24 protein-coding genes and 2 tRNA genes are annotated in these 24,791 nt (G+C 65.5%); 24 read left to right on the top strand and 2 right to left on the bottom strand.

The genetic code is table 11. The features are described from left to right. Nucleotides 1–120 precede the first annotated feature (120 nt). The 5 genes from clpX (at nt 121) to J0I99_RS01530 (ending at nt 4,941) form a co-directional block, all read left to right on the top strand. Nucleotides 121–1,395 carry an ATP-dependent Clp protease ATP-binding subunit ClpX gene (gene clpX, locus J0I99_RS01510; protein WP_291395381.1) on the top strand — a complete coding sequence of 425 codons (1,275 nt, stop codon included), beginning with the start codon at nt 121–123 and terminating at the stop codon, nt 1,393–1,395. Between the two features lie 98 nt (nt 1,396–1,493). Beyond that, a complete protein-coding gene (locus J0I99_RS01515; protein WP_291395383.1) occupies nt 1,494–2,339 on the top strand; it encodes a patatin-like phospholipase family protein in 846 nt (281 codons plus the stop codon). Beyond that, nucleotides 2,336–3,286: a small ribosomal subunit Rsm22 family protein gene (locus J0I99_RS01520; protein ID WP_291395385.1), complete on the top strand. Its 951-nt coding sequence runs from the start codon at nt 2,336–2,338 to the stop codon at nt 3,284–3,286. Before J0I99_RS01515 ends, J0I99_RS01520 begins: the two co-directional genes overlap by 4 nt. 101 nt (nt 3,287–3,387) lie before the next feature. Further along, a complete protein-coding gene (gene cysK / locus J0I99_RS01525; RefSeq protein ID WP_291395387.1) occupies nt 3,388–4,443 on the top strand; it encodes a cysteine synthase A in 1,056 nt (351 codons plus the stop codon). A 69-nt stretch (nt 4,444–4,512) separates the two neighbouring features. Further along, complete coding sequence (locus J0I99_RS01530) at nt 4,513–4,941, top strand: low affinity iron permease family protein (protein ID WP_291395389.1); 429 nt, start codon at nt 4,513–4,515, stop codon at nt 4,939–4,941. A gap of 342 nt (nt 4,942–5,283) precedes the next feature. Here J0I99_RS01530 and J0I99_RS01535 read toward each other — a convergent pair whose 3' ends face one another. Further along, nucleotides 5,284–6,369, bottom strand: a complete 1,086-nt coding sequence (locus J0I99_RS01535) for a citrate synthase/methylcitrate synthase (protein WP_291395391.1) — start codon at nt 6,367–6,369, stop codon at nt 5,284–5,286. Between the two features lie 88 nt (nt 6,370–6,457). On the opposite strand from J0I99_RS01535, the gene J0I99_RS01540 reads away from it, so the two are divergent. The 5 genes from J0I99_RS01540 to J0I99_RS01560 all read left to right on the top strand — a co-directional run bounded on the left by J0I99_RS01540 (nt 6,458) and on the right by J0I99_RS01560 (nt 13,272). Beyond that, entirely contained in the window at nt 6,458–7,591 is a 1,134-nt protein-coding gene (locus J0I99_RS01540) for a citrate synthase (protein ID WP_291395794.1), read from the top strand. 199 nt (nt 7,592–7,790) lie between these two features. Continuing rightward, the gene (lon, locus tag J0I99_RS01545; protein ID WP_291395393.1) at nt 7,791–10,232 is read left to right on the top strand and encodes an endopeptidase La; all 2,442 of its coding nucleotides are present in this window, start codon (nt 7,791–7,793) and stop codon (nt 10,230–10,232) included. 128 nt (nt 10,233–10,360) lie between these two features. After that, nucleotides 10,361–11,518, top strand: coding sequence for an alpha-D-ribose 1-methylphosphonate 5-triphosphate diphosphatase (locus tag J0I99_RS01550; protein WP_291395395.1), 1,158 nt, complete (start codon nt 10,361–10,363; stop codon nt 11,516–11,518). A gap of 124 nt (nt 11,519–11,642) precedes the next feature. Then, a complete protein-coding gene (gene tet / locus J0I99_RS01555; protein ID WP_291395397.1) occupies nt 11,643–12,842 on the top strand; it encodes a Tet(A)/Tet(B)/Tet(C) family tetracycline efflux MFS transporter in 1,200 nt (399 codons plus the stop codon). Nucleotides 12,843–12,996: 154 nt separating this feature from the next. Next, nucleotides 12,997–13,272 carry an HU family DNA-binding protein gene (locus tag J0I99_RS01560; protein ID WP_291391713.1) on the top strand — a complete coding sequence of 92 codons (276 nt, stop codon included), beginning with the start codon at nt 12,997–12,999 and terminating at the stop codon, nt 13,270–13,272. A gap of 74 nt (nt 13,273–13,346) precedes the next feature. On the opposite strand, the gene J0I99_RS01565 is transcribed toward J0I99_RS01560, so the two are convergent. Then, a tRNA-Val gene (locus J0I99_RS01565) sits at nt 13,347–13,422 on the bottom strand. A gap of 184 nt (nt 13,423–13,606) precedes the next feature. Here J0I99_RS01565 and J0I99_RS01570 point away from each other — a divergent pair. The 14 genes from J0I99_RS01570 (at nt 13,607) to nuoK (ending at nt 24,790) form a co-directional block, all read left to right on the top strand. Next, nucleotides 13,607–13,683 (top strand) — tRNA-Asp (locus tag J0I99_RS01570). A 174-nt stretch (nt 13,684–13,857) separates the two neighbouring features. Continuing rightward, the gene (locus tag J0I99_RS01575; protein ID WP_291395399.1) at nt 13,858–14,403 is read left to right on the top strand and encodes a porin family protein; all 546 of its coding nucleotides are present in this window, start codon (nt 13,858–13,860) and stop codon (nt 14,401–14,403) included. Between the two features lie 305 nt (nt 14,404–14,708). Next, the gene (locus tag J0I99_RS01580) at nt 14,709–15,074 is read left to right on the top strand and encodes an NADH-quinone oxidoreductase subunit A (RefSeq protein ID WP_291391715.1); all 366 of its coding nucleotides are present in this window, start codon (nt 14,709–14,711) and stop codon (nt 15,072–15,074) included. Continuing rightward, on the top strand, nt 15,065–15,640 hold the full coding sequence (locus tag J0I99_RS01585) for an NADH-quinone oxidoreductase subunit B family protein (protein ID WP_291391716.1): 576 nt from the start codon (nt 15,065–15,067) through the stop codon (nt 15,638–15,640). Before J0I99_RS01580 ends, J0I99_RS01585 begins: the two co-directional genes overlap by 10 nt. Nucleotides 15,641–15,648: 8 nt before the next feature. Next, entirely contained in the window at nt 15,649–16,260 is a 612-nt protein-coding gene (locus tag J0I99_RS01590) for an NADH-quinone oxidoreductase subunit C (protein ID WP_291395401.1), read from the top strand. Continuing rightward, nucleotides 16,260–17,450, top strand: coding sequence for an NADH-quinone oxidoreductase subunit D (locus tag J0I99_RS01595; protein ID WP_291395403.1), 1,191 nt, complete (start codon nt 16,260–16,262; stop codon nt 17,448–17,450). The genes J0I99_RS01590 and J0I99_RS01595 overlap by 1 nt, the downstream gene beginning before the upstream one ends. Continuing rightward, nucleotides 17,450–18,697, top strand: a complete 1,248-nt coding sequence (nuoE, locus tag J0I99_RS01600; protein WP_291395405.1) for an NADH-quinone oxidoreductase subunit NuoE — start codon at nt 17,450–17,452, stop codon at nt 18,695–18,697. The genes J0I99_RS01595 and nuoE overlap by 1 nt, the downstream gene beginning before the upstream one ends. Next, a complete protein-coding gene (gene nuoF, locus J0I99_RS01605) occupies nt 18,697–20,010 on the top strand; it encodes an NADH-quinone oxidoreductase subunit NuoF (RefSeq protein ID WP_291395407.1) in 1,314 nt (437 codons plus the stop codon). The genes nuoE and nuoF overlap by 1 nt, the downstream gene beginning before the upstream one ends. A gap of 5 nt (nt 20,011–20,015) precedes the next feature. Next, nucleotides 20,016–20,141, top strand: coding sequence for a hypothetical protein (locus tag J0I99_RS01610; RefSeq protein ID WP_291391721.1), 126 nt, complete (start codon nt 20,016–20,018; stop codon nt 20,139–20,141). A gap of 3 nt (nt 20,142–20,144) precedes the next feature. Next, the gene (nuoG, locus tag J0I99_RS01615; protein WP_291395409.1) at nt 20,145–22,256 is read left to right on the top strand and encodes an NADH-quinone oxidoreductase subunit NuoG; all 2,112 of its coding nucleotides are present in this window, start codon (nt 20,145–20,147) and stop codon (nt 22,254–22,256) included. A 9-nt stretch (nt 22,257–22,265) separates the two neighbouring features. Next, nucleotides 22,266–23,363 (top strand): NADH-quinone oxidoreductase subunit NuoH, encoded by a 1,098-nt coding sequence (gene nuoH, locus J0I99_RS01620; RefSeq protein WP_291395411.1) that lies wholly within the window; start codon nt 22,266–22,268, stop codon nt 23,361–23,363. Continuing rightward, nucleotides 23,363–23,851 carry an NADH-quinone oxidoreductase subunit NuoI gene (gene nuoI / locus J0I99_RS01625; RefSeq protein ID WP_291395413.1) on the top strand — a complete coding sequence of 163 codons (489 nt, stop codon included), beginning with the start codon at nt 23,363–23,365 and terminating at the stop codon, nt 23,849–23,851. The genes nuoH and nuoI overlap by 1 nt, the downstream gene beginning before the upstream one ends. Before the next feature lie 9 nt (nt 23,852–23,860). Beyond that, a complete protein-coding gene (locus J0I99_RS01630) occupies nt 23,861–24,469 on the top strand; it encodes an NADH-quinone oxidoreductase subunit J (RefSeq protein ID WP_291391724.1) in 609 nt (202 codons plus the stop codon). Next, nucleotides 24,470–24,790 (top strand): NADH-quinone oxidoreductase subunit NuoK, encoded by a 321-nt coding sequence (gene nuoK / locus J0I99_RS01635; protein WP_291391725.1) that lies wholly within the window; start codon nt 24,470–24,472, stop codon nt 24,788–24,790. Nucleotide 24,791: the final 1 nt, after the last annotated feature.

A 24,791-nucleotide genomic window follows, 5' to 3' on the forward strand; every position in this document is an offset into this window, starting at 1 on the left:
GTGATTGTGCGGTGTCCGGCTGGCCTTTAAGGTCGGTCGGACTTACCTTTTGTTCAGGATAGCGGGGCTAGCGTTCTATTCTAGCCGGGAATGGGAGCCCAACCTCCCAGGAGTGACAGGATGTCCAAGGACACGACCAGCGGCGAATCCAGCAAGAACACGCTCTACTGCTCGTTCTGCGGGAAATCGCAGCATGAGGTCCGCAAGCTGATCGCCGGGCCGACCGTATTCATCTGTGATGAATGCGTGGAGCTGTGCATGGACATCATCCGCGAGGAAAACAAGACCTCGATGGTGAAGTCCTCGGACGGTGTCCCCACGCCGGCCGAAATCTGCAAGGTGCTGGACGACTATGTTATCGGCCAGGCGCGCGCCAAGCGTGTTCTGTCGGTCGCGGTGCACAACCACTACAAGCGCCTGCACCACGCCACCAAGAACCAGGACATCGAGCTCTCGAAGTCCAACATCCTGCTGATCGGCCCGACCGGTACCGGCAAGACGCTGCTCGCGCAGACGCTCGCCCGTATCCTCGATGTGCCGTTCACCATGGCCGACGCCACGACGCTAACCGAAGCCGGTTACGTCGGCGAGGACGTCGAGAACATCATCCTCAAGCTGCTGCAGGCCGCCGACTACAATGTCGAGAAGGCTCAGCGCGGCATCGTCTACATCGATGAAGTCGACAAGATCAGCCGCAAGTCCGACAACCCGTCCATAACCCGCGACGTGTCGGGCGAGGGTGTGCAGCAGGCCCTGCTGAAGATCATGGAAGGCACCGTGGCTTCCGTTCCGCCGCAGGGCGGCCGCAAGCATCCACAGCAGGAATTCCTGCAGGTGGACACGACCAACATCCTGTTCATCTGCGGCGGCGCCTTCGCAGGCCTGGAACGCCTGATCGCTGCCCGCGGCGAAGGCTCGGGCATCGGCTTCTCGGCCGTGGTGAAGGATCCGCGCGACCGACGCGTCGGCGACTTGTTGAAGGACGTGCAGCCGGAAGACCTGGTGAAGTTCGGTCTGATCCCCGAATTCATCGGCCGCCTGCCGGTGCTGGCGACCCTCGAGGATCTCGACGAGCCGGCGCTGATCCAGATCCTGACCGAACCCAAGAACGCCCTGGTGCGCCAGTACCAGCGCCTGTTCTCGATGGAAGACGTGGAACTCACCTTCCACGAGGACGCGCTCAAGGCCATCGCCAAGCACGCCATCGAGCGCAAGACCGGCGCCCGCGGCCTTCGCTCGATCATGGAAGGCATCCTGCTCGACACTATGTACGACCTGCCGTCGCTCGACGGCGTCGAAGAGGTGGTGATCAGCGAGGAAGTCGTGAACGGCAAGGACGCTCGCCCGCTCTACATCTACGCCGAGCGCAAGGAAGAGCAGAGCGCCAGCGCCTGAGTGGATGGCCGACCCGATTAAGGCCCCGCTGGTCAAGCCGGCGGGGCCTTTGCTTTGCCCGAGTGGCGGAATAAGTCTGCGACAGGACGGAGGACTGGATGCGCATCGGGGTAGCGCTAGGGAGCGGGGCGGCTCGCGGGCTCGCCCACATTCCCTATATCGAGGCGATGGACGACCTGGGGTTGAAGCCGGCGGTCATCGCCGGCTCTTCTATCGGCGCGCTGATCGGGGCGGGCTGGGCCAACGGCATGACGGGAGCCGAGCTGCGTGAGCATGCCTACGGGGTGCTGGGGTCGCTGCAGTTGATCGCGGCCGCGCTTTGGAACCGGGGTATGCCTAGTCTCACCAAGCTGCTTGCCAACGGCATCTCGATGCAGGTTGACGGCGAGGGGATCGCGAATGCCTTCCTGCCGGAGGGGTTCCCCGACGACTTCGCCGCGCTGGAGATCCCGTTCCACGTCGTCTCGACCGACTTCTATGCGTGGAAGGAGGTCATCTTCGAGACCGGCCCGCTGCGACAGGCGATCGCAGCCTCGATGGCAATTCCGAGCCTGTTCCGTCCGGTGAGCCTCGGCGGAAGCTACTTCATCGACGGCGGCGTGACCAACCCGCTGCCGCTTGCCCAGATCGTTGGTCGCTGCGATCTGACCATCGGCATCGACGTGCAGAGGTCCCCGGATCCGACGCTGGCAGTGAAGGAGCCAAGTCCGTTCGACAGTGCGATCGTCGCTACCGAGATCATGTCGCAGCGGATCGTCGATGCGACGGTGGCCAGGTACCATCCGGACGTTTTCGTGCATGCCGATGTCGGGCCGTTCGGGGGCAGCGAGTTCTGGCGCGTGCGCGAAATCGTAGAGCACGCGTCCAAGGACAAGGACCGCTTCAAGAAGGCGCTCGACGGCGCCGTGGCGATCGTGCAGCTGCGCGAGCGGCGCGGCCAATGAGCGCCCTGCCGCACGCCCTGCAGCAGACGGTTCGCGAGCTGACCGCGGGGCAGCACGGCCTCAAGGAAAGCGCCGGGCGCATCTCCGCGCACTACCGGCAGCTCGGCGCGTCCCGCGGGGTGATCGGCGCCAGTGCCGATGCCCTGGCATATGCGCTCAGCCGCATGCCGGCGACCTATGCGGCGGTCTCGGCGGTGCTGGCGGAACTACGGCGGCGCGCACCGGAGTTCGTGCCGACGGCTGTGCTGGACGTGGGGGCGGGACCCGGCACCGCGGCCTGGGCGGCGGCCGAGACCTGGCCTGGCCTGGCGACCACGCTGCTCGACCACAATCGCGAGTTCCTGGCGGTTGCCCAGGCACTGGCCCCGCATTCGTCGGCGGGAGCCGTCGACCTGCGCGCCGGCGAGATCGGCGCGTTCGAACTGGCCGCCGGCTTCGGGCTGGTCACCTGCGCCTACGCACTGACCGAACTCGCGGACGACGCGCTGCTGGAGGCAGCGTCGCGGCTCTGGCGCCACAGCGACGGAGTACTCGTGCTGGTCGAGCCCGGCCGACCGCGCGACTATCAACGCTTGATGACGATCCGTGCTCATCTGGTCGGGCAGGGGGCGAAGGTGCTGGCGCCCTGTCCGCACGACCGCGCGTGTCCGCTCGAGGCGCCGGACTGGTGCCATTTCACGGTCAGGCTCAACCGCAGCCGCGACCACATGCGGATTAAGGGCGGTACGCTCGGCTACGAGGATGAGAAGTACAGCTACCTCGTTGTCGCCCGTCCCGGACTGGGCGAGCCGGCCGCCGGTCGCGTCCTCCGCCGACCAGAGGAGACCAAGTTCTCGGTGAGCCTCAGGACCTGTGCGCCCGATGGCATCGAGCAGCGTACTGTCCAGAGCCGGGACAAGGCAGCGTTCAAGGCAGCCCGGAAGCTCGATTGGGGCGATGCGGTGTAGGCCGGCCGGGGTGCCCCTCGGGTCCGTACCATGGGTTCACTTGTCGGCCTCCACACTGCGGAGTACCGTCTGTCGCAAGCGGGGTACCCAGAGGACGAACCATGAAATTCAAAGACATACTCGGCACCATCGGAAACACGCCTGTCGTGCGGATCAACAAGCTCGGTCCCAAGCACGTGAAGCTCTACGTCAAGGTCGAGGCCTTCAACCCGCTTGGATCGGTCAAGGACCGCCTCGCGCTCGGAGTCATCGAGGCTGCGGAGAAGTCCGGCGCGCTCAAGCCAGGTCAGACCATCATCGAGGCAACCAGCGGCAACACCGGCATCGGGCTCGCCATGGTCTGCGCGGCCAAGGGGTACCCGCTCGTCGTCACCATGGCCGAGAGTTTTTCGGTCGAGCGGCGCAAGCTCATGCGCTTCCTTGGCGCCAAGGTGGTGCTGACGCCGGCGGCCGAGCGCGCCAACGGAATGATCCGCAAGGCGGAATCCCTGGCGGCTGCCAATGGTTGGTTCCAGACCCGCCAGTTCGAGAACGAAGCCAATCCCGATATTCACTCCCGGACCACCGCACAGGAAATCCTGCGCGACTTCGCCGACGAGAAGCTCGACTACTGGGTCACCGGCTTCGGCACCGGCGGCACCCTCACCGGGGTCGCCCGCGTCCTGCGCGACAAGATGCCGAACACGCGGATCATCGTGGCAGAGCCGGAGGGCGCCCCGATGCTGACCAGCGGCGAGGGCCAGCAGCGGCGCGCCGACCACGCGGCCACCGGCAGCCATCCGGCGTGGAAGCCGCATCCGTTCCAGGGCTGGAGCCCGGACTTCATCCCGTGGATCACGGACGAGGCCATCCGGGAAAAGCTTTTCGATCAGGTCGTGACCGTGGCGCCGCCCGACGGGATGAAGGCGTCGATGGACCTGGCGCAGAAGGAGGGCATTTTCGTCGGCATCACCGCCGGTGGCACGTTTGCCGCAGCCTTGAAGCTCGCCGAGTCGGCCCCCGCGGGCTCCACCATCCTGGCCATGCTGCCGGACACGGGCGAGCGCTATCTCTCCACGCCGCTGTTTGCCGACGTGGCGGCGGACATGACGGCGGAGGAAGAGGCGATCTCGGCCTCGACGCCGGGGCAGCAGTTGCCTCCCAAGGTTGCAGCCTGACAGCAGGCGGAGGGCCCCGGAAGGGGCCCTTTCTGCATCCAATGCCGAGATGCGGCGTTTCTAGGCATCATGCGCCTCGATCGCCACCTGCCCAGCCGCATCATCAACCGCGTCGCGGACTTCCTGTCCACATCGCTGGGCTTCATCGTGACATTCATCGCACTGCTCGCCGGCATCGCGATCGGTGCCTTCGTGCAGTTCAACGACAGCTTCATGTTCGGCTTCAACATCTTCCTGTCGGTGGCTGCCATCGTGATCTCGGGCGTCATCCTGGTGGCCGGGGCCCGCAGCGAGGCGGCGCTGCACGTCAAGCTCGACTACCTGATCGAGGCCTCGAGGGCGCCCAACAAGTCCGTCGGCATCGAGCACAAGGACCACGCGGAAATCGAGGCCGAGCGCCAGAGGATCGAGGCGGAGGCCCGCGCCGAACTCGAGGAGGCCGTGGAGGAAGAGGTCTCGGAGCAGCTCGACGCGCGCGGACCGAGCACCGGCGCCTAGCGGACGCCAGCCGGTATCCGTTCGTGGCCTTCCCGAACGACCCTGCCCTGCGCGAGCGTACCCACGGTCCGCCCGCAGACGGAGCAGTTGAGGGCATGGCTTTCGGGCAGCGACACCGTTGCCACCGAGAGTTGGTTGTCGTGTCCACAAGTCGTGCACGTGACGTGCACGTCGAAGCGCTGTGCGGAGTTCATGATCCCTGCCTTGGCTGGATGAGGCGGGAGTGGGCGCGCAAGAGCGGCGCGTGTCTCTCAGTCGGCAACGTGCCACAAAATGGACTGCCGATGCCTGAGACCTACGCCCCGCGCCAAGCGCGCGCTATTAACAATGACACCCTCTTGGTCAGGCGGCCTCGCGCGGCTGTGGTCCGACATACATCGACTTCGGCCGGATCAGCCGCCCGGTTGCGGCCTGTTCGCGAGCGTGGGCAATCCAGCCCACGACACGACCGGCGGCGAACACCGCTGTGAAGGTTTCGCGCGGGAAACCCAACGCCTCGAGGAGCAGCGCGGTGTAGAACTCGACATTGGTGTCGAGCCTGCGATCCGGCTTGTGGGCACGGAGCGCGGCCAGGGCCGCTGTTTCGACCGCGCTGGCCAACGCCAGACGGGCCTCATCGAGTTCGCCGACCTTTTCGATCCGCATGAGCGCCGCCTTGAGGGCATCGGCGCGCGGATCGCGGACGCGGTAGATGCGGTGTCCAAAGCCCATCAGCCGCCCGCCGCGCGTCAGCTCCGCGCTGATCCACCGATCTGCGTTGGCCGGTGCCCCGACCGCATCGAGCATGTCGAGGACCGGTCCGGGAGCGCCGCCATGCAGCGCGCCCTTTAGCGCCCCCAATGCTGCCAGTACCGAGGAAGTGAGTCCGGCCTGGGTCGATGCGACGACGCGGGCGGCAAAGGTCGAGGCGTTGAGTCCGTGGTCCGCGACGGTGACGAGGTAGGTATCGAGCGCCGCCGCCACTTCGGCCCGGGGCATCGCGCCGGACGTCATGCGTAACAGATCGGTTGCATGAGCGAGCTCGGCATCCGGTGCCAGGGGCGTGGCTCCGGCTCGGAGCCGCAGCAGCGCAGCCAGCGCCACACCGGGGGCGACGGCAAGTCTCAGGGCGGTATCCAGATCGCTTCCGTCAGGCATCAGCGCGACCAGGGTGCGCATCGCGTCATAGACGGGCTGGCCGGCGACCAGCGGCAGGGCCGGCCCCATCGTGGCGAACACACTCACCCTCGCGCGGCCCAGCAAGCCCGAGATGTCGTGGGGCGGGGCGGGAAAGAACCCGTCCCACAACAGCGCCACCATGTCCTCGAAGCGGACATGCCCGGCCAGGGCCTCGAGCGGCTGCCCGCGCATGATCAGGCGCCCGGCTAGCCCATCCACATCGGACAGCACCGTTTCCGCGGCCACCACGTTCTCGAGACCATCGCTCATGCAAGCCTCCTTTGGCTGTTTGCAGTGAAAGGTAGGCGCGCTAATATTGACGTCAATCTTGATCATTTGGATCAATGTGAGGCTCAACATGTGGCTCAGTGCAGGCGAAGCGCTCGCGCGGCTCGGCAGCAAGCCGCAATCGCTCTATGCCAATGTCAGCCGCGGCCGCATCCGGGCGAAGCCGGACCCGGGCGACAGCCGCCGCAGCCTGTATCGCGAAGAAGATGTCGACCGCGTCGCACGCCGGTCCCGCGGGCGGCGCAGCGCGGCTACGACGGCGTCCGAAGCGATCAGCTGGGGCGATCCGGTGCTGACGTCAACCGTGTCCACGGTTGCGGGCGGGCGGCTGGCATACCGCGGCGTCGATGCCGCCGACCTGTCGGTGTCCGGGACGCTGGAGGATGTGGCCGAGTTGCTGTGGGCGAGGTCTTACGCGCCGGTCGTTCCGATGACCGCAATCGAGCCCTCCATCGGCGCTGCGCTCATCGCGCTCGCAAGCCGCGTACCAAACGATCCGCCGAGCAGTGGACGCGGAACCAGCCAGTTACGGGACGATGCCGTCGTGGTTCACACGACTGTCGTCGGCGGCCTTGTCGGAGCGGGGCAAGGCCCGCTCCACCAGCGGCTGGCCGAGCGCTTCGCTCGGCCCGCAGCCGCAGACGCGTTCCGCCGCGCTCTCGTCCTGCTCGCCGACCACGAACTGAACGCCTCGACCTTTGCCGCGCGCGTGACGGTATCGACCGGCGCACCGCTCAGCGCCGGCGTGCTCGCCGGTCTTGCGGCGCTCGGCGGTCCGCGCCACGGCAATGCGACCCTGGAGGTGATCGCATTGGCCGAGGACATCGAGGCCCATCCGGAGTCGGCCGAGGACGCATTGCTCGATTGGCTGGGCGAGCGGCGGGCCGTTCCCGGCTTCGGCCACCCGCTCTATCCACGCGGGGATGTCCGCAGCCAGGCGCTGCTGGCCGCGATCGATATCCCCCGGGCGTTCGTTCGCCTGGCGGCTGCCGGCGAAGCCATTCTCGAGGAGGCGCCCAATATCGACTTCGCGCTTGCCGCGCTGGCTGCCGCGCATGGCTTGCCGCGCGAGGCGCCGGCCACCATCTTCGCCCTCGCGCGCTCGGTCGGCTGGCTGGCGCACTGCATCGAGCAGGCGGTGTCCGGGCAGTTGATACGCCCACGCGCCCGCTACGTCGGGCCTCCCGTCGCCACCCGCGGCTGATGCGGCCGTGGCACACACTCGCGCCGCATTGCGGGCGTACCCAGCAATACGGGTAGGTAGGCTTGCCCTTTGGTGCCGGAGCCCTATTTAATCTGCAGAATCAGGCTCGCCGCCCGACTTGGGGACTGGCCCGATTGCTGTACGGGCGCGGGCTCGCGAATTCCTCCCTTGAGCCCGGCGTCCCAGGAAAGGACCAAATATGTCGGACACGACCCAAGGTGGCGCCGCTTTCGATCGCGATCGGGTTTACCCGGTGCTGCCGCTTCGCGATATCGTTGTCTTTCCGGGCATGATCGTGCCCCTGTTCGTCGGCCGCGAGAAATCGGTGAAGGCCCTCGAAGAGGTGATGCGCGACGACAAGCACATTCTGGTCGTCACCCAGAAGAACGCCCAGGACGACGATCCGTCGCCTGACGAGATTTACGCCACCGGCACCATTGCCTCCGTGCTGCAGCTGCTCAAGCTCCCCGACGGTACCGTGAAGGTGCTGGTCGAAGGCCTGCGCCGCGCCAGGATCGACAAGTACCTGCAGACCGTCGACTACTTCGAGGCCGAGGCCACGAACCTCGACGAGCCGGCCGAGGACGAGACGGAGCTCGAGGCATTGGCGCGTTCGGCCCAGAGCGAGTTCGAGAACTACGTCAAGCTGAACAAGAAGATCTCGGCCGAGGTGGTCAACGCCGTCAGCCAGATCACCAGCCACTCAAAGCTCGCCGATACCATCGCGAGCCACCTCGTGATCAAGATCGAGCAGAAGGAAGATCTGCTCGGCACTGTCTCGATCGCCGAGCGCCTACAGAAGATCCTCGGCCTCATGGAGGGCGAGATCGGCGTGCTGCAGGTCGAGAAGCGCATCCGTTCGCGGGTCAAGCGCCAGATGGAGAAGACGCAGCGCGAGTACTATCTCAACGAGCAGATGAAGGCGATCCAGCGGGAGCTGGGCGACGGCGAGGAAGGCTCCAACGAGCTGACCGAGCTCGAGGAGAAGATCAAGAAGACCCGGCTCTCCAAGGAAGCTCGCACCAAGGCCGACGCCGAGCTGAAGAAGCTCAAGACCATGAGCCCGATGTCGGCTGAAGCGACGGTCGTGCGCAACTACCTGGACTGGCTGCTCACGCTCCCCTGGGGCAGGAAGAGCAAGGTCAAGCGCGACTTGGTCTACGCCGAGCAGGTGCTGGACGAGGACCACTACGGCCTCGAGAAGGTCAAGGAGCGCATCCTCGAGTACCTGGCGGTGCAGTCGCGCACCGGCAAGCTCAAGGGGCCGATCCTCTGCCTCGTCGGTCCTCCGGGCGTCGGCAAGACCTCGCTCGGCAAGTCGATCGCCAAGGCGACCGGCCGCGAGTTCGTGCGCATGGCGCTCGGCGGCGTGCGTGACGAGGCCGAGATCCGCGGCCACCGCCGGACCTATATCGGCTCCATGCCCGGCAAGGTGATCCAGTCGCTGAAGAAGGCGGGCAAGTCCAACCCGCTGTTCCTGCTCGACGAGATCGACAAGATGGGCCAGGACTTCCGTGGCGACCCGTCGTCGGCGCTGCTCGAGGTGCTGGATCCGGAGCAGAACTCGACGTTCAACGACCACTACCTCGAGGTCGACTACGACCTGAGCGACGTGATGTTCGTGACCACGTCGAACACGCTCAACATCCCGGGCCCGCTGATGGACCGCATGGAGATCATCCGGCTCTCGGGCTACACCGAGGACGAGAAGTTCGAGATCGCGCGCCGTCACCTGATCCCGGAGACGCTGAAGGAGAACGGACTGCAGCCCAAGGAGTTCGTCCTCGATGACGAGCAACTGATGGCCGTGGTGCGCAACTACACCCGCGAGGCGGGCGTGCGTAACCTGAAGCGCGAGCTCAGCAAGCTTATGCGGAAGGCCGTTCGCGACATCATGACGAAGAAGGCCGCCAAGGTGGTCATCACTCCGGAGCTGCTCGAGGAGTATCTCGGGCCGGCGTTCTTCCGGAACGACAAGCTGGACGCCGAGCCGCAGGTTGGTGCGGTCACCGGTCTCGCCTGGACGTCGGTGGGTGGTGAGATCCTCACCATCGAAGGCGTTATGACGCACGGCAAGGGCCGCATGACGGTTACGGGTAACCTCAAGGAAGTGATGAAGGAATCCATCACCGCCGCTTCGGGTTACGTCCGCTCGCAGGCGGTTGAGCTCGGCATCAAGCCGCCGCTGTTCGACACCCGCGACATCCACCTGCACGTGCCGGAAGGCGCGACGCCGAAGGATGGCCCGTCTGCAGGTATTGCCATGGCCACCGCCATCGTGTCGCTGATGACCGGCATTCCGGTTCGCAACGACGTGGCAATGACCGGTGAAGTGACGCTGCGGGGCAGGGTGCTGCCCATCGGCGGGCTCAAGGAGAAGCTGCTCGCGGCCCTCCGCTCCGGCATCAAGACCGTGCTGATCCCCGAGGAGAACTCCCGCGATCTCAAGGAGATCCCGGAGAATGTGACCCAGGGCATGGAGATCATTCCGGTCAGCCGCATGCACGAGGTGCTGAGCCGCGCCCTTGTCCGCCAGCCCGAGCCGATCGAGTGGCAGTATGACGAGGACAAGCCGGCCGCGCCGCCGGCCGCTATCGAGACGCCGGAAGGCGACGAGGCCGGATCGAGCCTGCCGCACTGAGCGGTGGCGAACTGCTGAATGGAAGACGGCGCCTGCGGGCGCCGTCTTCGTTTCAACATGACACCTGTCGCGAGACCGTCACATCCTCTAGCTATCGGCAGCCCCCTTGGCAGTTTAGGGAGTCGGTGATGGACGGAGCAGATTGGGTGCGCGAAGTGCGGCTGGTGAACGCGCGGGTGCTCACCCCGATCGATACGGGCGCCACCGAACTGAGCCTGCGCGACGGTGTAATCACCGAAGTGTCCCGGGCGACGAGCGCGACGGTGGTCGACTGCGAGGGAGATCTGCTGATCCCCGGGCTGATCGACCTGCACACCGACAATATCGAGCACCACTTCCACCCGCGTCCGGGCGTGACCTGGCCTTCGGCACTCTCGGCCGCTCTCGCGCACGATGCGCAGATGCTGGCCGCAGGCATCACGACCGTGCTCGATTCGCTGTCGCTCGGTGACTACGACAGTGCTGGCGCACGGACCCGGATGCTCCATTCCGCCATCGGCGGCCTCGACCAGGCGCATGCGGCCGGCCTGCTTCGTGCCGACCACTATTTCCACTTCCGTTGCGAGCTTTCCGACGGCGGCCTGCTGCCGATCATCGAGGATCATGTCGACAATCCGCGCCTGCGACTGATGTCGATGATGGATCACACCCCGGGCCAGCGGCAGTGGCAGGACGTGGCGCTGTATCGCGAGTTCCGCCGCAAGAAGAACAACCGGGTCTGGAGCGACGAGGAGTGGCAGGCCTATCTCGATGATCGGCTCGCCCAGCAGGCCCGCTTCGTGCCCGAGGCCCGCGCCATCATCTCCGACCACGGTCGCGACAAGCAGGTCCGGCTCGCCAGCCACGACGACACCACGATCGAGGACGTCGAGCAGTCGCACGGCGATGGCATCTCGATCAGCGAGTTTCCCACCACCCTCGCTGCGGCGCGGCGCGCCCGCGAGCTCGGGCAGTTGATCGTCATGGGCGCACCAAACGTCGTGCTGGGCGGATCGCATTCGGGCAATGTGAGCGCCATGGCGCTGGCGGAAGAGGGCCTGCTCGATGTGCTCACCTCCGACTACGTGCCGGCCAGCCTGCTGTCGGGTGCGATCCAGGTCGGCGAACGGCTGGGCGACCTGGGGGCAGGGGTGGCGACGGTTACCAGCCGGCCAGCCGACCTTCTCGGCTTTATCGACCGCGGGCGCCTCGAGCCCGGCCTGCGTGCCGATATCCTGCAGGTGCGAATCGTCGCCGGGCAGCCCGTCATCCGTGGCGTCTGGGCCGCAGGTCGGCGCTATTTCTAGGTCCCTGGTCTGACGATACTGGCAAACCGTCGGGGCGATCTCCACCTGACGGTTTCGTTTGCCATGGTCGGCGGGAACGAATATAGAACGCGACCCGCGTCGGACGGTGGAGAGGGACCCCGCCATGAATCGTGCACTCGTCGTTATTCTTGCAGCCGTCACGCTCGACGCCATCGGCATAGGCCTGATCTTTCCAATTCTGCCGCGCCTGCTCGAGGACGTCGCGCACACGCACGAAGTGGCGGTGCTGATGGGGCTGATGCTGGCCCTGTACTCGGCGATGCAGTTCCTGTTCTCGCCCATACTCGGCGTTCTCAGCGACCGCTACGGCCGCCGGCCGGTGCTGCTGGTCTCGCTCGCGGGCGCCGCGATCGACTATCTGGTCATGGCCTTCGCGCCCGAGCTCTGGATGCTGGTCATCGGTCGCGCCATCGCCGGAATCACCAGCGCCAACATGGCCGTGGCGACCGCCTACATCACCGACATCTCGGCCGAGGAGCAGCGCGCCAGGCGGTTTGGGTATTTCCACGCCGTGTTTGGTATCGGCTTCATCATCGGTCCGGTGCTGGGCGGCATCCTGGGTGACATCTGGGTGCGTGCGCCGTTCCTCGTCGCTGCAGCGCTCAACGGCCTGAACTTCGCGCTGGCGCTGTTCGTGCTGCCCGAATCGCGCAAGGGCGAGGCGGCATCGAAGTTCAACCTCGATGCGCTTAATCCGTTCCGCCCGCTCGGCTGGGCGCTGACGTTCTCGGCGCTGCTGCCGCTGATGGCGATCTTCGTCATCATGAACTTCGTCGGCACCATGTACGGCACGGTTTGGGCCCTGTTCGGGCAGGACATGTTCCAGTGGAACGGGCTGACCATCGGGCTGTCGCTGGGCGCCTTCGGCCTGTTCCACGCGGGCGCGCAGGCGCTGCTGACGGGGCCGGCGGCCGCTCGGCTGGGCGAGAGGTGGGCTCTCATCCTCGGCATGGCCTGTGAGCTGACGGCGCTGCTCGTCCTGGGCTTCGCCACCCAGGGTTGGATCTTGTTCGCCCTGGCGCCACTGTTCGCCCTGGGCGGCATCGGCATGCCGGCGCTGCAGTCGCTCACCACGCGGCAGGTCGACGGCGACAACCAGGGCAAGCTGCAGGGCGTGCTGGCGAGCCTTGTCAGCCTGTCTGCAGTGTTCGGCCCGCTGTTCTTTGCCCTCGTCTATTTCGAGCTGAAACCGACGTGGCCGGGCCTGATCTGGATCGTCGGCGGGGCTGTGTACCTGCTGGCCCTGCCGCTGCTGCTCGGCATCCGGAAGGTCGCCCTCGCCACACCGACGCCCGAGAGCTGACAAAGTTGAGCCGAAATTGAGGGTTCATTAACAGAATTGCTGGGGCCAGACGGCGGAGAAGCCCGGATTTCCTTGCGTTCCGGTCAGAATCGAAGAAGGGTCTCGGCGTTTTGGTTCGCCACCCAGGGCGGGCATCCCACAGTGAGGAAACGCTATGTCTAACAAGAACGATCTGATCGGCGTCGTCGCCGACAAGGCGGGCCTGACCAAGGCTGACGCCGGGCTGGCTGTCGATGCCGTGTTTGACGCGATCACCGCTTCGCTGAAGAAGGGCGAAGAAGTCCGTCTGGTGGGCTTCGGCACGTTTGCCGTGTCCAAGCGCAAGGCTTCGGTCGGCCGCAACCCGGCCACCGGCGCTGAGATCAAGATCCCGGCGTCCAACCAGGCCAAGTTCAAGCCCGGCAAGGGCCTCAAGGACGCGATCAACTAAGCATCGCGACTTGGTCTGATCGACCAAAATGGTCCCGCGCGCAGATCGCCGGGGCCATTTTTATTTTGGGGAAGTGGTGGGCGGTGACGGTCTCGAACCGCCGACCCTCTCGGTGTAAACGAGATGCTCTACCAACTGAGCTAACCGCCCGTGCGCCGCGGCCGATGGCTCGCCACGCGAAGCCGCCTACGTATGGATTCCCGTCCGTCTCGTCAACCCGCAGACGCTTCCCACGGCCGCGGCGAGAAAGTGTCGCGCGGGGATGATTTCGACGCTTGACACTCCCCGACCTGCCCTCTAAACGGACGCCACGTTGCGCGGCTGAGCCGCTCAAGCGGGAGTAGCTCAGTTGGTTAGAGCGCCGGCCTGTCACGCCGGAGGTCGCGGGTTCGAGCCCCGTCTCTCGCGCCACCCTTCATAGGTGGCGCACGGGGTTCCAGCCCCCATTCAGACAAACTCAGTCAGCATCATGGTTTAAGTCGCCCTTGCGTTGCGCGTGGGAACGACCACATTCATACGGCGCCAAGCGGAACCGCAGGCGCGTATCGGCATTGGGACGCTGGGAGGCGACCAAGGAGAAACCGCATGCGGATGTCGAAACGTCTGCTGTTGGCAGCTTCATTGCTGATTGGCGGGGCAGGGGCTGCACAGGCTTCCGACTTGATTACCGTGCCCGTGCAGTCGGGCTCTGCAGCGATGCCGGTCTCCGACAGCGCCTTCGACTGGAACGGCTTCTACGCGGGTGTGTACGGCGCCGTGCAGTCGAGCGCGTCGAATGACACCACGGTCGGCGCGGGCGTCGAGCTCGGGGTCAACGCGCAGTTCGACTTCTTCCTCGTGGGCGGCGAAGTCGCCCTGCAGGGACTGACGAGCGACACGATCGACACTGCCTATGGCAAGGTCACGGGACGCGGCGGCGTGCTGATCACTCCCGACCTGCTGGCCTATGCATCGGCAGGTTATGGACTTGAGCTGGGCGGGTCTGGTGGCAGCGACCTGCTGGCCGGGGGTGGCGTCGAGTTCGCCGTCAACGACGCCCTGTCGCTGAACGCAGAATACACCCGCAGCTTCTCGGTCGAAGGCGATGGTCCGAAGGATCAGTTCACCCTCGGCGCGCGGTTCCACTTCTAGCCGCTCGACCATCCTTTGGGGCGATTCTGCGGGCGGGACGGGCAATCTGCATTCGTCATGGCGCGAATGCGGCGAATCGACGTTCCAGGAATGCGCTCTCGCCCTGAAAGCCCTTGCAGCTCAGGCGTTTCCGTCTGAATCGGCTCCTAACATGAGCGTAATGATCAGCATTAGTTTTCCTTGAAACGCTTTTGGGCGTGGGCTAAGCCCGTGCCACACGAAGTCGCGTCGCCTCATGGGCCCAAAATTGCCCGTCTGGCCGCGCGACGCCGGCACTTCCCACCGGCCGACCAGTAGGCTGTACAATGAACGAGTTGCTCAGCAACTACCTGCCGATCCTTGTCTTCATCGGCCTCGCCGCCGTCATCGGCCTGGCCCTGATGATCGCCCCCTTCATCATTGCCTACAAGAAGCCGGATCCCGAGAAGGTGTCCGCATTTGAGGCTGGGTTCGAGGCCTTCGACGATGCGCGCATGAAGTTCGATGTGCGCTTCTACCTGGTGTCGATCCTGTTCATCGTCTTCGACCTCGAGGTGGCGCTGCTGTTCCCGTGGGCGGTGGCGTTCCGCGACGTCGGCTGGTTCGGGTTCTGGTCGGTGATGATCTTCCTCGGCGTCCTGACGATCGGCTTCATCTACGAGTGGAAGAAAGGCGCGCTGGAATGGGATTGACCGAAGGCACCCTCGTTGCCCCGCAGCCCAAGGGCGTCATCGATCCGCGCACCAGCAAGCCGGTTGGTGCCGACGATCCGTTCATGCTCGAGGTCAATGCCGAGCTGGCGGACAAGGGGTTTCTCGCTACTACCGCGTCGCAGCTGATCACCTGGGCCCGCACGGGCTCGCTGATGTGGATGCAGACCGGCCTTGCCTGCTGCGCCGTCGAGATGATCCAGATGTCGATGCCGCGCTACGACATCGAGCGATTCGGCACCGCGCCGCGCGCCTCGCCGCGCCAGGCCGACGTGCTGATCGTCGCCGGCACGCTGACCAACAAGATGGCTCCCGCGCTCCGCAAGGTCTACGACCAGATGCCGGAGCCGCGCTACGTCATCTCGATGGGCAGTTGCGCCAACGGCGGCGGCTACTACCATTATTCCTACTCGGTGGTGCGCGGCTGCGACCGCGTCATGCCGGTGGACATCTATGTCCCGGGCTGCCCCCCGACCGCTGAAGCCTTGTTGTACGGCATCCTGCTGCTGCAGAAGAAGATCCGCCGCACCGGCACGATCGAACGATAGGACCGGCCATGACCGACGGCCCCATTCCTTCACCGCTGGCGGCGCTCGCTGAACGCGCCCGAAATGCGCTCGGCGACAAGATCGTGGAGCACAGGATGGCTTTCGGCGAACTCACGCTGCTGGTGCAGCGCGAAGCGATCGTCGATGTCGCGACTTTCCTGCACGACCATGAGGCGTTCATCTCGATTTCGACGGTCTGCGGTGCCGACTATCCGGAACGCGAGGAGCGCTTCGAGGTGGTATACCACCTGCTCAGCCCCCGGCAGAACCTGCGGGTGCGGCTGAAGCTGACGACGGATGCAGACAAGCCCGTCCCGTCGATCACCGGCCTCTACCCGGGGGCCGACTGGTTCGAGCGCGAGACCTACGACCTGTTCGGCATCCTGTTCACCGGCCATCCGGACCTGCGCCGGTTGCTGACCGACTACGGCTTCGACGGCTATCCGTTGCGAAAGGACTTCCCGACCACCGGGTACGTGCAGGTGCGCTACGACGAGGAGCGCAAGCGCGTCGTCTACGAGCCGGTCAAGCTCGCGCAGGAATTCCGGCAATTCGATTATCTGTCACCGTGGGAAGGTACGGATTACGTGCTGCCGGGCGACGAGAAGGCGAAGAACTGATGTCCGAAGTCGACGTAAGAAACTTCACGATCAACTTCGGTCCGATTCACCCGTCGGCGCACGGCGTGCTGCGGCTCATCCTCGAGCTCGACGGCGAAGTCGTGGAACGGGTCGATCCGCATATCGGCCTGCTGCACCGCGGCACCGAGAAGCTGATCGAGACCAAGACCTACCTGCAGGCCGTGCCCTATTTCGACCGGCTCGACTACGTCGCGCCGATGAACCAGGAGCACGCCTTCTGCCTCGCGGTGGAGAAGCTGCTGGGTCTCGAAGTGCCGATGCGCGGCCAGCTGATCCGCGTGCTGTATGCCGAGATCGGCCGCTTGCTCTCGCACATCCTCAACGCGACGACGCAGGCCATGGACGTCGGCGCGCTGACGCCGCCGCTCTGGGGCTTCGATGAGCGCGAAAAGCTCATGATCTTCTACGAGCGCGCCTCGGGCAGCCGCATGCATGCGGCCTATTTCCGGCCGGGCGGCGTGCACCAGGACCTGCCGCAGGCGCTGATCGACGACATCGAAGCTTTCTGCGATCCGTTCCTGCTGGTCCTCGATGATCTCGAAAAGCTGCTGACCGGCAACCGCATCTACATGCAGCGTAACGCCGATATCGGCGTCGTTTCGGCGGAAGATGCCTGGAAGTGGGGCTTCTCCGGTGTGATGGTGCGCGGCTCGGGGGCGGCCTGGGACCTGCGCAAGGCGCAGCCCTACGAATGCTACGACCGTTTCGATTTTGACGTGCCGGTCGGCAAGAACGGCGACTGCTACGATCGCTATCTCGTCCGCATGGAGGAGATGCGCCAGTCCATCCGCATCATGAAGCAGGCGATCGCGCTGCTGAATTCGCCCGAAGGGCAGGGCCCGGTGTCCTCGACCGACGGAAAGGTGGTGCCGCCCCCGCGCGGTGAGATGAAGCAGTCGATGGAAGCGCTGATCCATCACTTCAAGCTCTACACCGAAGGGTACAAGGTGCCGGCCGGCGAGGTCTACGCCGCCGTTGAGGCGCCAAAGGGCGAGTTCGGCGTCTACCTGGTCTCGGACGGCACCAACAAGCCGTACCGCTGCCACATCCGCGCGCCGGGGTTCGCCCACCTGCAGGCCATGGATTTCCTTTGCCGGGGGCACATGCTGGCGGACGTCGCCGCCATCCTCGGTTCGCTCGATATCGTGTTCGGTGAGGTCGATCGGTAATGTCCGTCCGCCGTCTAGCAGATGAGGCCATCCAGCCGGCAACCTTCGCCTTCACGAAGGAAAACCAGGCCTGGGCCGAGAAGAAGATGGCCGAGTATCCGCCGGGCCGTCAGCAGTCCGCCGTGATTCCGGTGCTGTTCCGCGCCCAGGAGCAGCAGGGCTGGATCAGCCGCGCCGTCATCGAGAACGTCGCCAACCTCCTGGGCATGCCCTACATCCGCGTGCTCGAAGTGGCGACCTTTTACACCCAGTTCCAGCTGAAGCCCGTTGGAACGGTGGCCCACGTGCAGGTCTGCGGTACAACGCCCTGCATGCTGCGCGGCGCCGAGGACATCCGCCACGTCTGCGAGCGCAAGATCAGCCACGAGCCCTTCGAGGTCACTCCTGACGGCAAGTTCAGCTGGGAAGAGGTCGAGTGCCTCGGCGCCTGCGTGAACGCGCCGCTGGTGATGATCGGCTCGGACACCTACGAAGACCTGACGCCCGAGAGCTTCGAGGCCATCCTCGACAAGTTCGCCGCCGGCAAGGGCGATGAAGTGAAGCCCGGTCCGCAGGTCGCGCGCCAGTTCGGCGCCGCCGAGGGTGGTGCGACGACGCTGCTCGAGAAGCCCACCGCCAAGCGGACCTACAAGCCGTTCCCGCCGCCGCCCGAGGCGCCTGCCGCCCCGGCAGGTGCAGTTCCGGCGCCTGCGGCCGCCACGCCGACCGCTGCCGGCGGCAAGAACAAGACGACAGAGGAGACAGCCCCGGCCCTCAAGTCGCCGTCACCGGAGAAGGTCTCCCCTGCGACCGCCGAGGGCGAGCGCAAGGCTGCCGCCACTTCGGCCAAGGCCGATGGCGCGCCCAACAAGGCCATGCGGGAGGAAGCGACCGGCGCCGAGTCGCCGGCGGGCAAGATCGATGCCGGCAAGACCGACACCAAGGCCAAGCGCGTTGCCGCGCCGGCTGCGGTCAGTTCTCCCACTCGCGAGACCGGCGGTCCGTTGTTCACCCCGCCCCCGGGCGCGAAGGACGATCTCAAGCTGATCTCGGGCGTCGGTCCGGTGCTCGAGGGCAAGCTCAACGCTGCCGGCATCACGACCTGGGCTCAGGTCGCCGCGCTCAAGAAGGCGGACATCGACAGGCTCGAGGCCCATCTGGCGTTCCCGGGTCGCGTCGCCCGCGATGAGTGGATCAAGCAGGCCAAGGCGCTCGCCAAGGGTGGCGTCGAGGAATATCGCCGTGTGTTCGGGAAGGACCCGCGCTGATGCTGGAAGACAAAGACCGCATCTTCACCAACCTTTACGGCACGGGCGACTGGGGCCTTGAAGGGGCTCGCGCGCGCGGCGGCTGGGTCGATACCAAGAAATTCATCGACAGCGGCCGTGACTGGATCGTCAACGAGGTCAAGGGCTCCGGCCTGCGGGGGCGCGGCGGCGCCGGTTTCCCGACTGCGCTCAAGTGGACCTTCATGCCCAAGGAAGGCGTCAACGACGGCCGTCCGAGCCAGCTCCTCGTCAATGCCGACGAGTCCGAGCCCGGCACCTGCAAGGACCGCGAGATCCTGCGGCACGACCCGCACCACCTGATCGAGGGCTGCCTGCTGGCCGGCCGCGCCATGGGCGCGCACATCGCCTATGTCTATATCCGCGGCGAGTTCATCCGTGAGCGGCAGAACTTCGAAGCCGCCGTGCAGCAGGCCTATGACGCGCGGCTGATCGGCAAGGACAATGTCCACGGCTGGGACTTCGACATCGTCGTCCACCACGGCGCCGGCGCCTACATCTGCGGCGAAGAAACCGCGCTCATGGAGTCGCTCGAGGGCAAGAAGGGCCAGCCGCGGCTGAAGCCGCCGTTCCCGGCGGCCATGGGCGTCTACGGCAACCCGACCACCGTCAACAACGTCGAATCCATCGCCGTCGTGCCGGAAATCCTCCGCCGCGGCGGCGCCTGGTTCGCCGGTATCGGCCGGCCCAACAACACCGGCACCAAGCTGTTCATGGTCTCGGGTCATGTGAACAAGCCGGCCGTGTTCGAGGACGCGCTCGGCTGCACCTTCGAAGAGCTGATCGAGAAGCACTGCGGCGGAATTCGCGGCGGCTGGGACAACCTGCTGGCCGTGATTCCGGGCGGCGCCTCATGCCCTGTCGTGCGCGGCGAGGACATGCGCACCGCCATCATGGATTTCGACGGCCTGCGCGACAAGAAGAGCTCGTTCGGCACCGGCGGCATGATCGTGATGGACAAGTCCACCGACATCATCAAGGCGATCTGGCGCATCGCGGCGTTCTTCAAGCACGAGAGCTGCGGCCAGTGCACGCCGTGCCGCGAAGGCACCGGCTGGATGATGCGTGTCATGGCGCGCATGGTCGAAGGTCGCGCCCAGAAGCGCGAGATCGATATGCTGTTCGAGGTCACCAAGCAGATCGAAGGCCACACCATCTGTGCCCTCGGCGACGCTGCGGCCTGGCCGATCCAGGGCCTCATCCGCAACTTCCGCGACGTCATCGAGGCGCGGATCGACCAATACACCTGGTCCTCGACCACTGAGGGCGCCGTGCCTTCAATCGCGGCGGAGTAAGGACGATGGTGGACGAACCCGGCAACATCGTTCTGGGGATGCTTCGACGGATGGATCGGATTGAAGACCGGGTGGATCGCATTGAGCGCCGTCTCGATCTTGTTGGTTCACCTCAAGGTTTTAGGGAATAGGCTATGGCCAGCATCAAGGTCGACGGCCAGCTCGTCGAAGTGCCCGATTACTACACGCTGATGCAGGCGGCCGAGGCCGCGGGCGCTGAGATTCCGCGCTTCTGCTACCACGAGCGCCTGTCGGTCGCCGGCAATTGCCGCATGTGCCTCGTCGAGGTGAAGGGCGGGCCGCCGAAGCCGCAGGCGAGCTGCGCCATGTCGGTCAAGGACCTGCGTCCCGGCCCGAACGGCGAGCCGCCCGAGATGTTCACCAACACGCCGATGGTCAAGAAGGCCCGCGAAGGGGTGATGGAGTTCCTGCTCATCAACCACCCGCTGGATTGCCCGATCTGCGACCAGGGCGGCGAGTGCGACCTGCAGGACCAGGCTATGGCCTACGGCGTCGACAGCAGTCGCTTTGTCGAGAACAAGCGCGCCGTCGAAGACAAGTACATGGGTCCGCTGGTGAAGACCGAGATGACCCGCTGCATTCAATGCACGCGCTGCGTCCGCTTCACGACGGAAGTCGCCGGCATAGCCGAACTGGGCGCCATTGGCCGCGGCGAGGACCTGGAGATCATCACCTACCTCGAGCGCGCGCTGTCGAGCGAGCTGCAGGGCAACGTCATCGACCTCTGCCCGGTCGGTGCGCTGACCAGTAAGCCCTACGCCTTCCACGCCCGTCCGTGGGAGCTGGTCAAGACCGAGTCCATCGACGTGATGGACGCAGTCGGCTCGAACATCCGCGTCGACAGCCGGGGTCGCGAAGTGATGCGCATCTTGCCGCGCGTCAACGAGGCGATCAACGAGGAGTGGATTTCCGACAAGACCCGCTTCATTTGGGACGGCCTCAAGTCGCAGCGGCTCGATCGCCCTTATGTGCGCTCGGGCGGCAAGCTGAAGCCCGCTTCGTGGGATGAGGCCTTCGCCGCCATCGCCAGGGCCATCAAGGCCTCGGGCGGCGGCAACAAGGTGGGCGCAATTGCCGGCGACCTCGCTTCGGTTGAGGACATGTATGCGCTCAAGGCGCTGATGACCTCGCTCGGCTCCGGCATGACCGATTGCCGGCCGGCCATGTCGGGTATTGACCCGTCCATGCCGCGCTCGGCCTACATCTTCAACCCGACCATCGCCGGGATCGAGGAAGCCGACGCCATCCTGATCATCGGGTCCAACCCGCGCAAGGAAGCGGCGGTGCTCAACGCCCGAATCCGCAAGGCCTGGCGCGCCAAGGGCACCCCGATCGCCGTGATCGGCGACCGAGCCGACCTGACCTACGACTACGCCTATCTCGGTAACGGTTTCGGCACGCTCGCCGATCTCGCAGCCGGGCACGGGGCCTTCGCCGACGTGCTGGCGAACGCCAAGAAGCCGCTGATCATCGTCGGCGAGGGCGGTGTCTCGCACGGCGCCGCAAAGTCCAAGCAGATCGGCCGCGACACCATCGCGCTCGCCGCCAGGCTGGCGACCGGTGCCAACGTCGCCGAGGGCTGGAACGGATTTGCGCTGCTGCACAACGGGGCCGGCCGCGTCGGCGGCCTCGATATCGGCTTCGTGCCGCATGACGGCGGCGTCTGCTCGGCCGACCAGATCGGCCTTGCCGGCGAAGGCAAGCTGGACGTGCTGTTCCTGCTCGGCGCCGACGAATACGACACGTCCGCCATGGGCAAGGCATTCGTCGTCTATATCGGAACACATGGCGATGCCGGCGCCCACCGCGCCGACGTGATCCTGCCGTCCGCGACCTACACCGAGAAGTCGGGGACCTACGTCAACACTGAAGGCCGCGTGCAACTCGCGGAGCGTGCCGTGTTCCCGCCGGGCGACGCCAAGGAAGACTGGGCTATTTTCCGCGCCCTGTCGGCCGTGCTCGGCCAGGCCCTGCCGTTCAACTCGCTGAGCCAGTTGCGCGCCAGGCTCTATGCCGAGTTCCCGCACCTCGGCCGTCTCGACCAGATCGCGAACAGCTCTGTCGACGACGTGAAGAAGCTCGCCGGTACCGCGATCAAGACCAAGTCGGCGACCTACACCTCGCCGGTTGCTGACTTCTACCTCACCAACCCCATCGCCCGCGCTTCCGCGACGATGGGCGAATGCGCCGCGCTGCAGGCCGGCATCCGCCAGGCTGCAGAGTAAGGGACCCCGATGGATTTCGTCGTTTCAGCGCTGGACTATCTGCTGGGCATCCCCATCCTGGGCTGGGGCACGCAGGTCGGTTTCATCTACAAGGGCCTGCTGCTGCTCGTGGCGCTGCTGCTCTTCACCGCCTACATCCTGCTCGCCGACCGCAAGATCTGGGCGGCCGTGCAGGTGCGTCGTGGCCCCAACGTGGTCGGCCCGTTCGGCCTGCTGCAGAGCTTCGCGGACCTGTTGAAGTTCGTCTTCAAGGAGCCGGTGATTCCGGCGAGCTCCGACAAGGTGCTGTTCCTGCTCGCCCCGCTGGTGACCTCGATCCTCGCGCTCTCTGCCTATGCCGTGATCCCCTTCGACAAGGGCTGGGCGCTCGCCAACATCAATATCGGCGTGCTTTACATCTTCGCGATTTCCTCGCTCGGCGTGTACGGCATCATCATCGGCGGCTGGTCGTCGAACAGCAAGTATGCCTTCCTCGGCGCGCTGCGTTCGGCCGCGCAGATGGTCAGCTACGAAGTCTCGATCGGCCTCGTGATCATCACCGTGCTGCTGGTCGCCGGGTCGCTGAATCTCACCGACATCGTCCTCGCGCAGCAGTCGGGCGGCATTGCCCACATGCTCGGCGTGCCGTGGCTCAGCATCCTCAACTGGTACTGGCTGCCGCTCTTCCCGATGTTCGTGATCTTCTACATCTCGGCGCTCGCGGAAACCAACCGTCCGCCTTTCGACCTGCCGGAAGGCGAGTCCGAGCTCGTGGCCGGCTACATGGTGGAATACGGCTCGACGCCGTACCTGCTGTTCATGCTGGGCGAGTACATCGCCATCATCCTGATGTGCTCGATGACCACGATCCTCTTCCTCGGGGGCTGGGCATCGCCGATCGACGCGCCGCCATTCAACTGGATCCCGGGCGTCGTCTGGTTCGTGCTAAAGCTCTGCCTGGTCTTCTTCATGTTCGCCATGGCCAAGGCCATCGTGCCGCGCTACCGCTACGACCAGCTGATGCGCATCGGCTGGAAGGTGTTCCTGCCGATTTCGCTGGTCATGGTGGTAATCGTCGCGTTCGTCCTCCAGCTCACCGGCTGGGGCTGGCACGGGGGTGCCGTCTGATGCGTTTCACCCAGTTCCTCAACGGCCTGTTGCTGCGCGAGTTCGTCGGCGCCTTCTTCACGGCGATGCGCTACTTCTTTGCGCCCAAGAAGACGATCAACTACCCGTTCGAGAAGATCCCGTATTCGCCGCGCTTCCGTGGCGAGCACGCGCTGCGCCGCTATCCCAACGGCGAAGAACGCTGTATCGCCTGCAAGCTGTGCGAAGCGATCTGCCCGGCCCAGGCCATCACCATCGAGGCTGGCCCGCGCCAGAACGACGGCACCCGCCGCACCATCCGTTACGACATCGACATGGTGAAGTGCATCTACTGCGGCTTCTGCCAGGAAGCCTGCCCGGTCGACGCCATCGTCGAGGGCCCCAACTTCGAATTCGCGACCGAAACGCGCGAGGAACTGTACTTCTCCAAAGAGAAGCTGCTCGCCAATGGCGACCGTTGGGAGCGCGAGATCGCGGCCAACCTCGCCGCCGACGCGCCATACCGGTAAGGAATCGAGATGACGCTGCCGCTCTTCTTCTTCTACGTGTTCTCGATCATTACCGTCGCCTCGGCGCTGATGGTGATCGCGGCGCGCAACCCCGTGCACTCGGTGCTGTTCCTGATCCTGGCGTTCGTGAACTCGGCGGGGCTGTTCATGCTGGCCGGCGCGGAGTTCCTCGCGCTGATCCTGATCGTGGTCTATGTCGGCGCCGTCGCGGTGCTGTTCCTGTTCGTCACCATGATGCTGGATGTCGACTTCGCGTCGCTGCGCTCGGGCATGCTGCAATATGCGCCGGTCGGTGTCGTCGTCGGCGTCATCCTGCTGCTCGAACTGCTGCTCGTTGGCGGCAGCTTCGTGCTGCCGACCGGCGTCGAGGCCTCGGCCACGGTCCCGATCGAGGCCGGGATCGAGAACACGCGCGCCATCGGGCAACTGCTCTACACGCGCTACGTCTTCCTGTTCCAGGGTGCCGGCGGTGTCCTGCTGGTCGCCATGATCGGCGCCATCGTCCTGACGCTGCGGCACAAGTCGAACGTCAAGCGACAGGATGTGTTCCGCCAGACCGGGCGCAAGCGCTCGGAGGCGGTGGAACTGGTCAAGGTCAAATCGGGGCAGGGGCTCTAAATGCTGGCAGCAACCGGTATCGGCATCGGCCACTATCTCGCGGTAGGCGCGATCCTGTTCACGCTCGGCGTGTTCGGCATCTTCCTCAATCGCAAGAACATCATCGTCATCCTGATGTCGATCGAGCTCATCCTGCTCGCAGTGAACATCAACTTCGTGGCGTTCTCGGCCCAGCTCGGCGATCTCGCGGGCCAGGTCTTCGCGCTGCTGATCCTTACGGTCGCGGCGGCCGAGGCGGCCATCGGCCTCGCCATCCTCGTCATCTTCTATCGCAACCGCGGCACCATTGCCGTGGAAGACGTCAACTCGCTGAAGGGCTGAC

The sequence above is a fragment of the Devosia sp. genome (assembly GCF_017307495.1).
In the GTDB taxonomy this organism is placed as follows: domain Bacteria; phylum Pseudomonadota; class Alphaproteobacteria; order Rhizobiales; family Devosiaceae; genus Devosia_A.

Coding starts and splice junctions, on each gene's coding strand:
- J0I99_RS01610 (WP_291391721.1), top strand. CDS start 20,016: ATGGTGGACGAACCCGGCAACATCGTTCTGGGGATGCTTCGACGGATG.
- tet (WP_291395397.1), top strand. CDS start 11,643: ATGAATCGTGCACTCGTCGTTATTCTTGCAGCCGTCACGCTCGACGCC.
- cysK (WP_291395387.1), top strand. CDS start 3,388: ATGAAATTCAAAGACATACTCGGCACCATCGGAAACACGCCTGTCGTG.
- J0I99_RS01550 (WP_291395395.1), top strand. CDS start 10,361: ATGGACGGAGCAGATTGGGTGCGCGAAGTGCGGCTGGTGAACGCGCGG.
- J0I99_RS01595 (WP_291395403.1), top strand. CDS start 16,260: ATGTCCGAAGTCGACGTAAGAAACTTCACGATCAACTTCGGTCCGATT.
- J0I99_RS01580 (WP_291391715.1), top strand. CDS start 14,709: ATGAACGAGTTGCTCAGCAACTACCTGCCGATCCTTGTCTTCATCGGC.
- J0I99_RS01630 (WP_291391724.1), top strand. CDS start 23,861: ATGACGCTGCCGCTCTTCTTCTTCTACGTGTTCTCGATCATTACCGTC.
- nuoK (WP_291391725.1), top strand. CDS start 24,470: ATGCTGGCAGCAACCGGTATCGGCATCGGCCACTATCTCGCGGTAGGC.
- J0I99_RS01540 (WP_291395794.1), top strand. CDS start 6,458: ATGTGGCTCAGTGCAGGCGAAGCGCTCGCGCGGCTCGGCAGCAAGCCG.
- clpX (WP_291395381.1), top strand. CDS start 121: ATGTCCAAGGACACGACCAGCGGCGAATCCAGCAAGAACACGCTCTAC.
- lon (WP_291395393.1), top strand. CDS start 7,791: ATGTCGGACACGACCCAAGGTGGCGCCGCTTTCGATCGCGATCGGGTT.
- nuoF (WP_291395407.1), top strand. CDS start 18,697: ATGCTGGAAGACAAAGACCGCATCTTCACCAACCTTTACGGCACGGGC.
- J0I99_RS01560 (WP_291391713.1), top strand. CDS start 12,997: ATGTCTAACAAGAACGATCTGATCGGCGTCGTCGCCGACAAGGCGGGC.
- nuoH (WP_291395411.1), top strand. CDS start 22,266: ATGGATTTCGTCGTTTCAGCGCTGGACTATCTGCTGGGCATCCCCATC.
- J0I99_RS01535 (WP_291395391.1), bottom strand. CDS start 6,369: ATGAGCGATGGTCTCGAGAACGTGGTGGCCGCGGAAACGGTGCTGTCC.
- nuoG (WP_291395409.1), top strand. CDS start 20,145: ATGGCCAGCATCAAGGTCGACGGCCAGCTCGTCGAAGTGCCCGATTAC.
- J0I99_RS01515 (WP_291395383.1), top strand. CDS start 1,494: ATGCGCATCGGGGTAGCGCTAGGGAGCGGGGCGGCTCGCGGGCTCGCC.
- J0I99_RS01585 (WP_291391716.1), top strand. CDS start 15,065: ATGGGATTGACCGAAGGCACCCTCGTTGCCCCGCAGCCCAAGGGCGTC.
- nuoI (WP_291395413.1), top strand. CDS start 23,363: ATGCGTTTCACCCAGTTCCTCAACGGCCTGTTGCTGCGCGAGTTCGTC.
- nuoE (WP_291395405.1), top strand. CDS start 17,450: ATGTCCGTCCGCCGTCTAGCAGATGAGGCCATCCAGCCGGCAACCTTC.
- J0I99_RS01575 (WP_291395399.1), top strand. CDS start 13,858: ATGCGGATGTCGAAACGTCTGCTGTTGGCAGCTTCATTGCTGATTGGC.
- J0I99_RS01590 (WP_291395401.1), top strand. CDS start 15,649: ATGACCGACGGCCCCATTCCTTCACCGCTGGCGGCGCTCGCTGAACGC.
- J0I99_RS01530 (WP_291395389.1), top strand. CDS start 4,513: ATGCGCCTCGATCGCCACCTGCCCAGCCGCATCATCAACCGCGTCGCG.
- J0I99_RS01520 (WP_291395385.1), top strand. CDS start 2,336: ATGAGCGCCCTGCCGCACGCCCTGCAGCAGACGGTTCGCGAGCTGACC.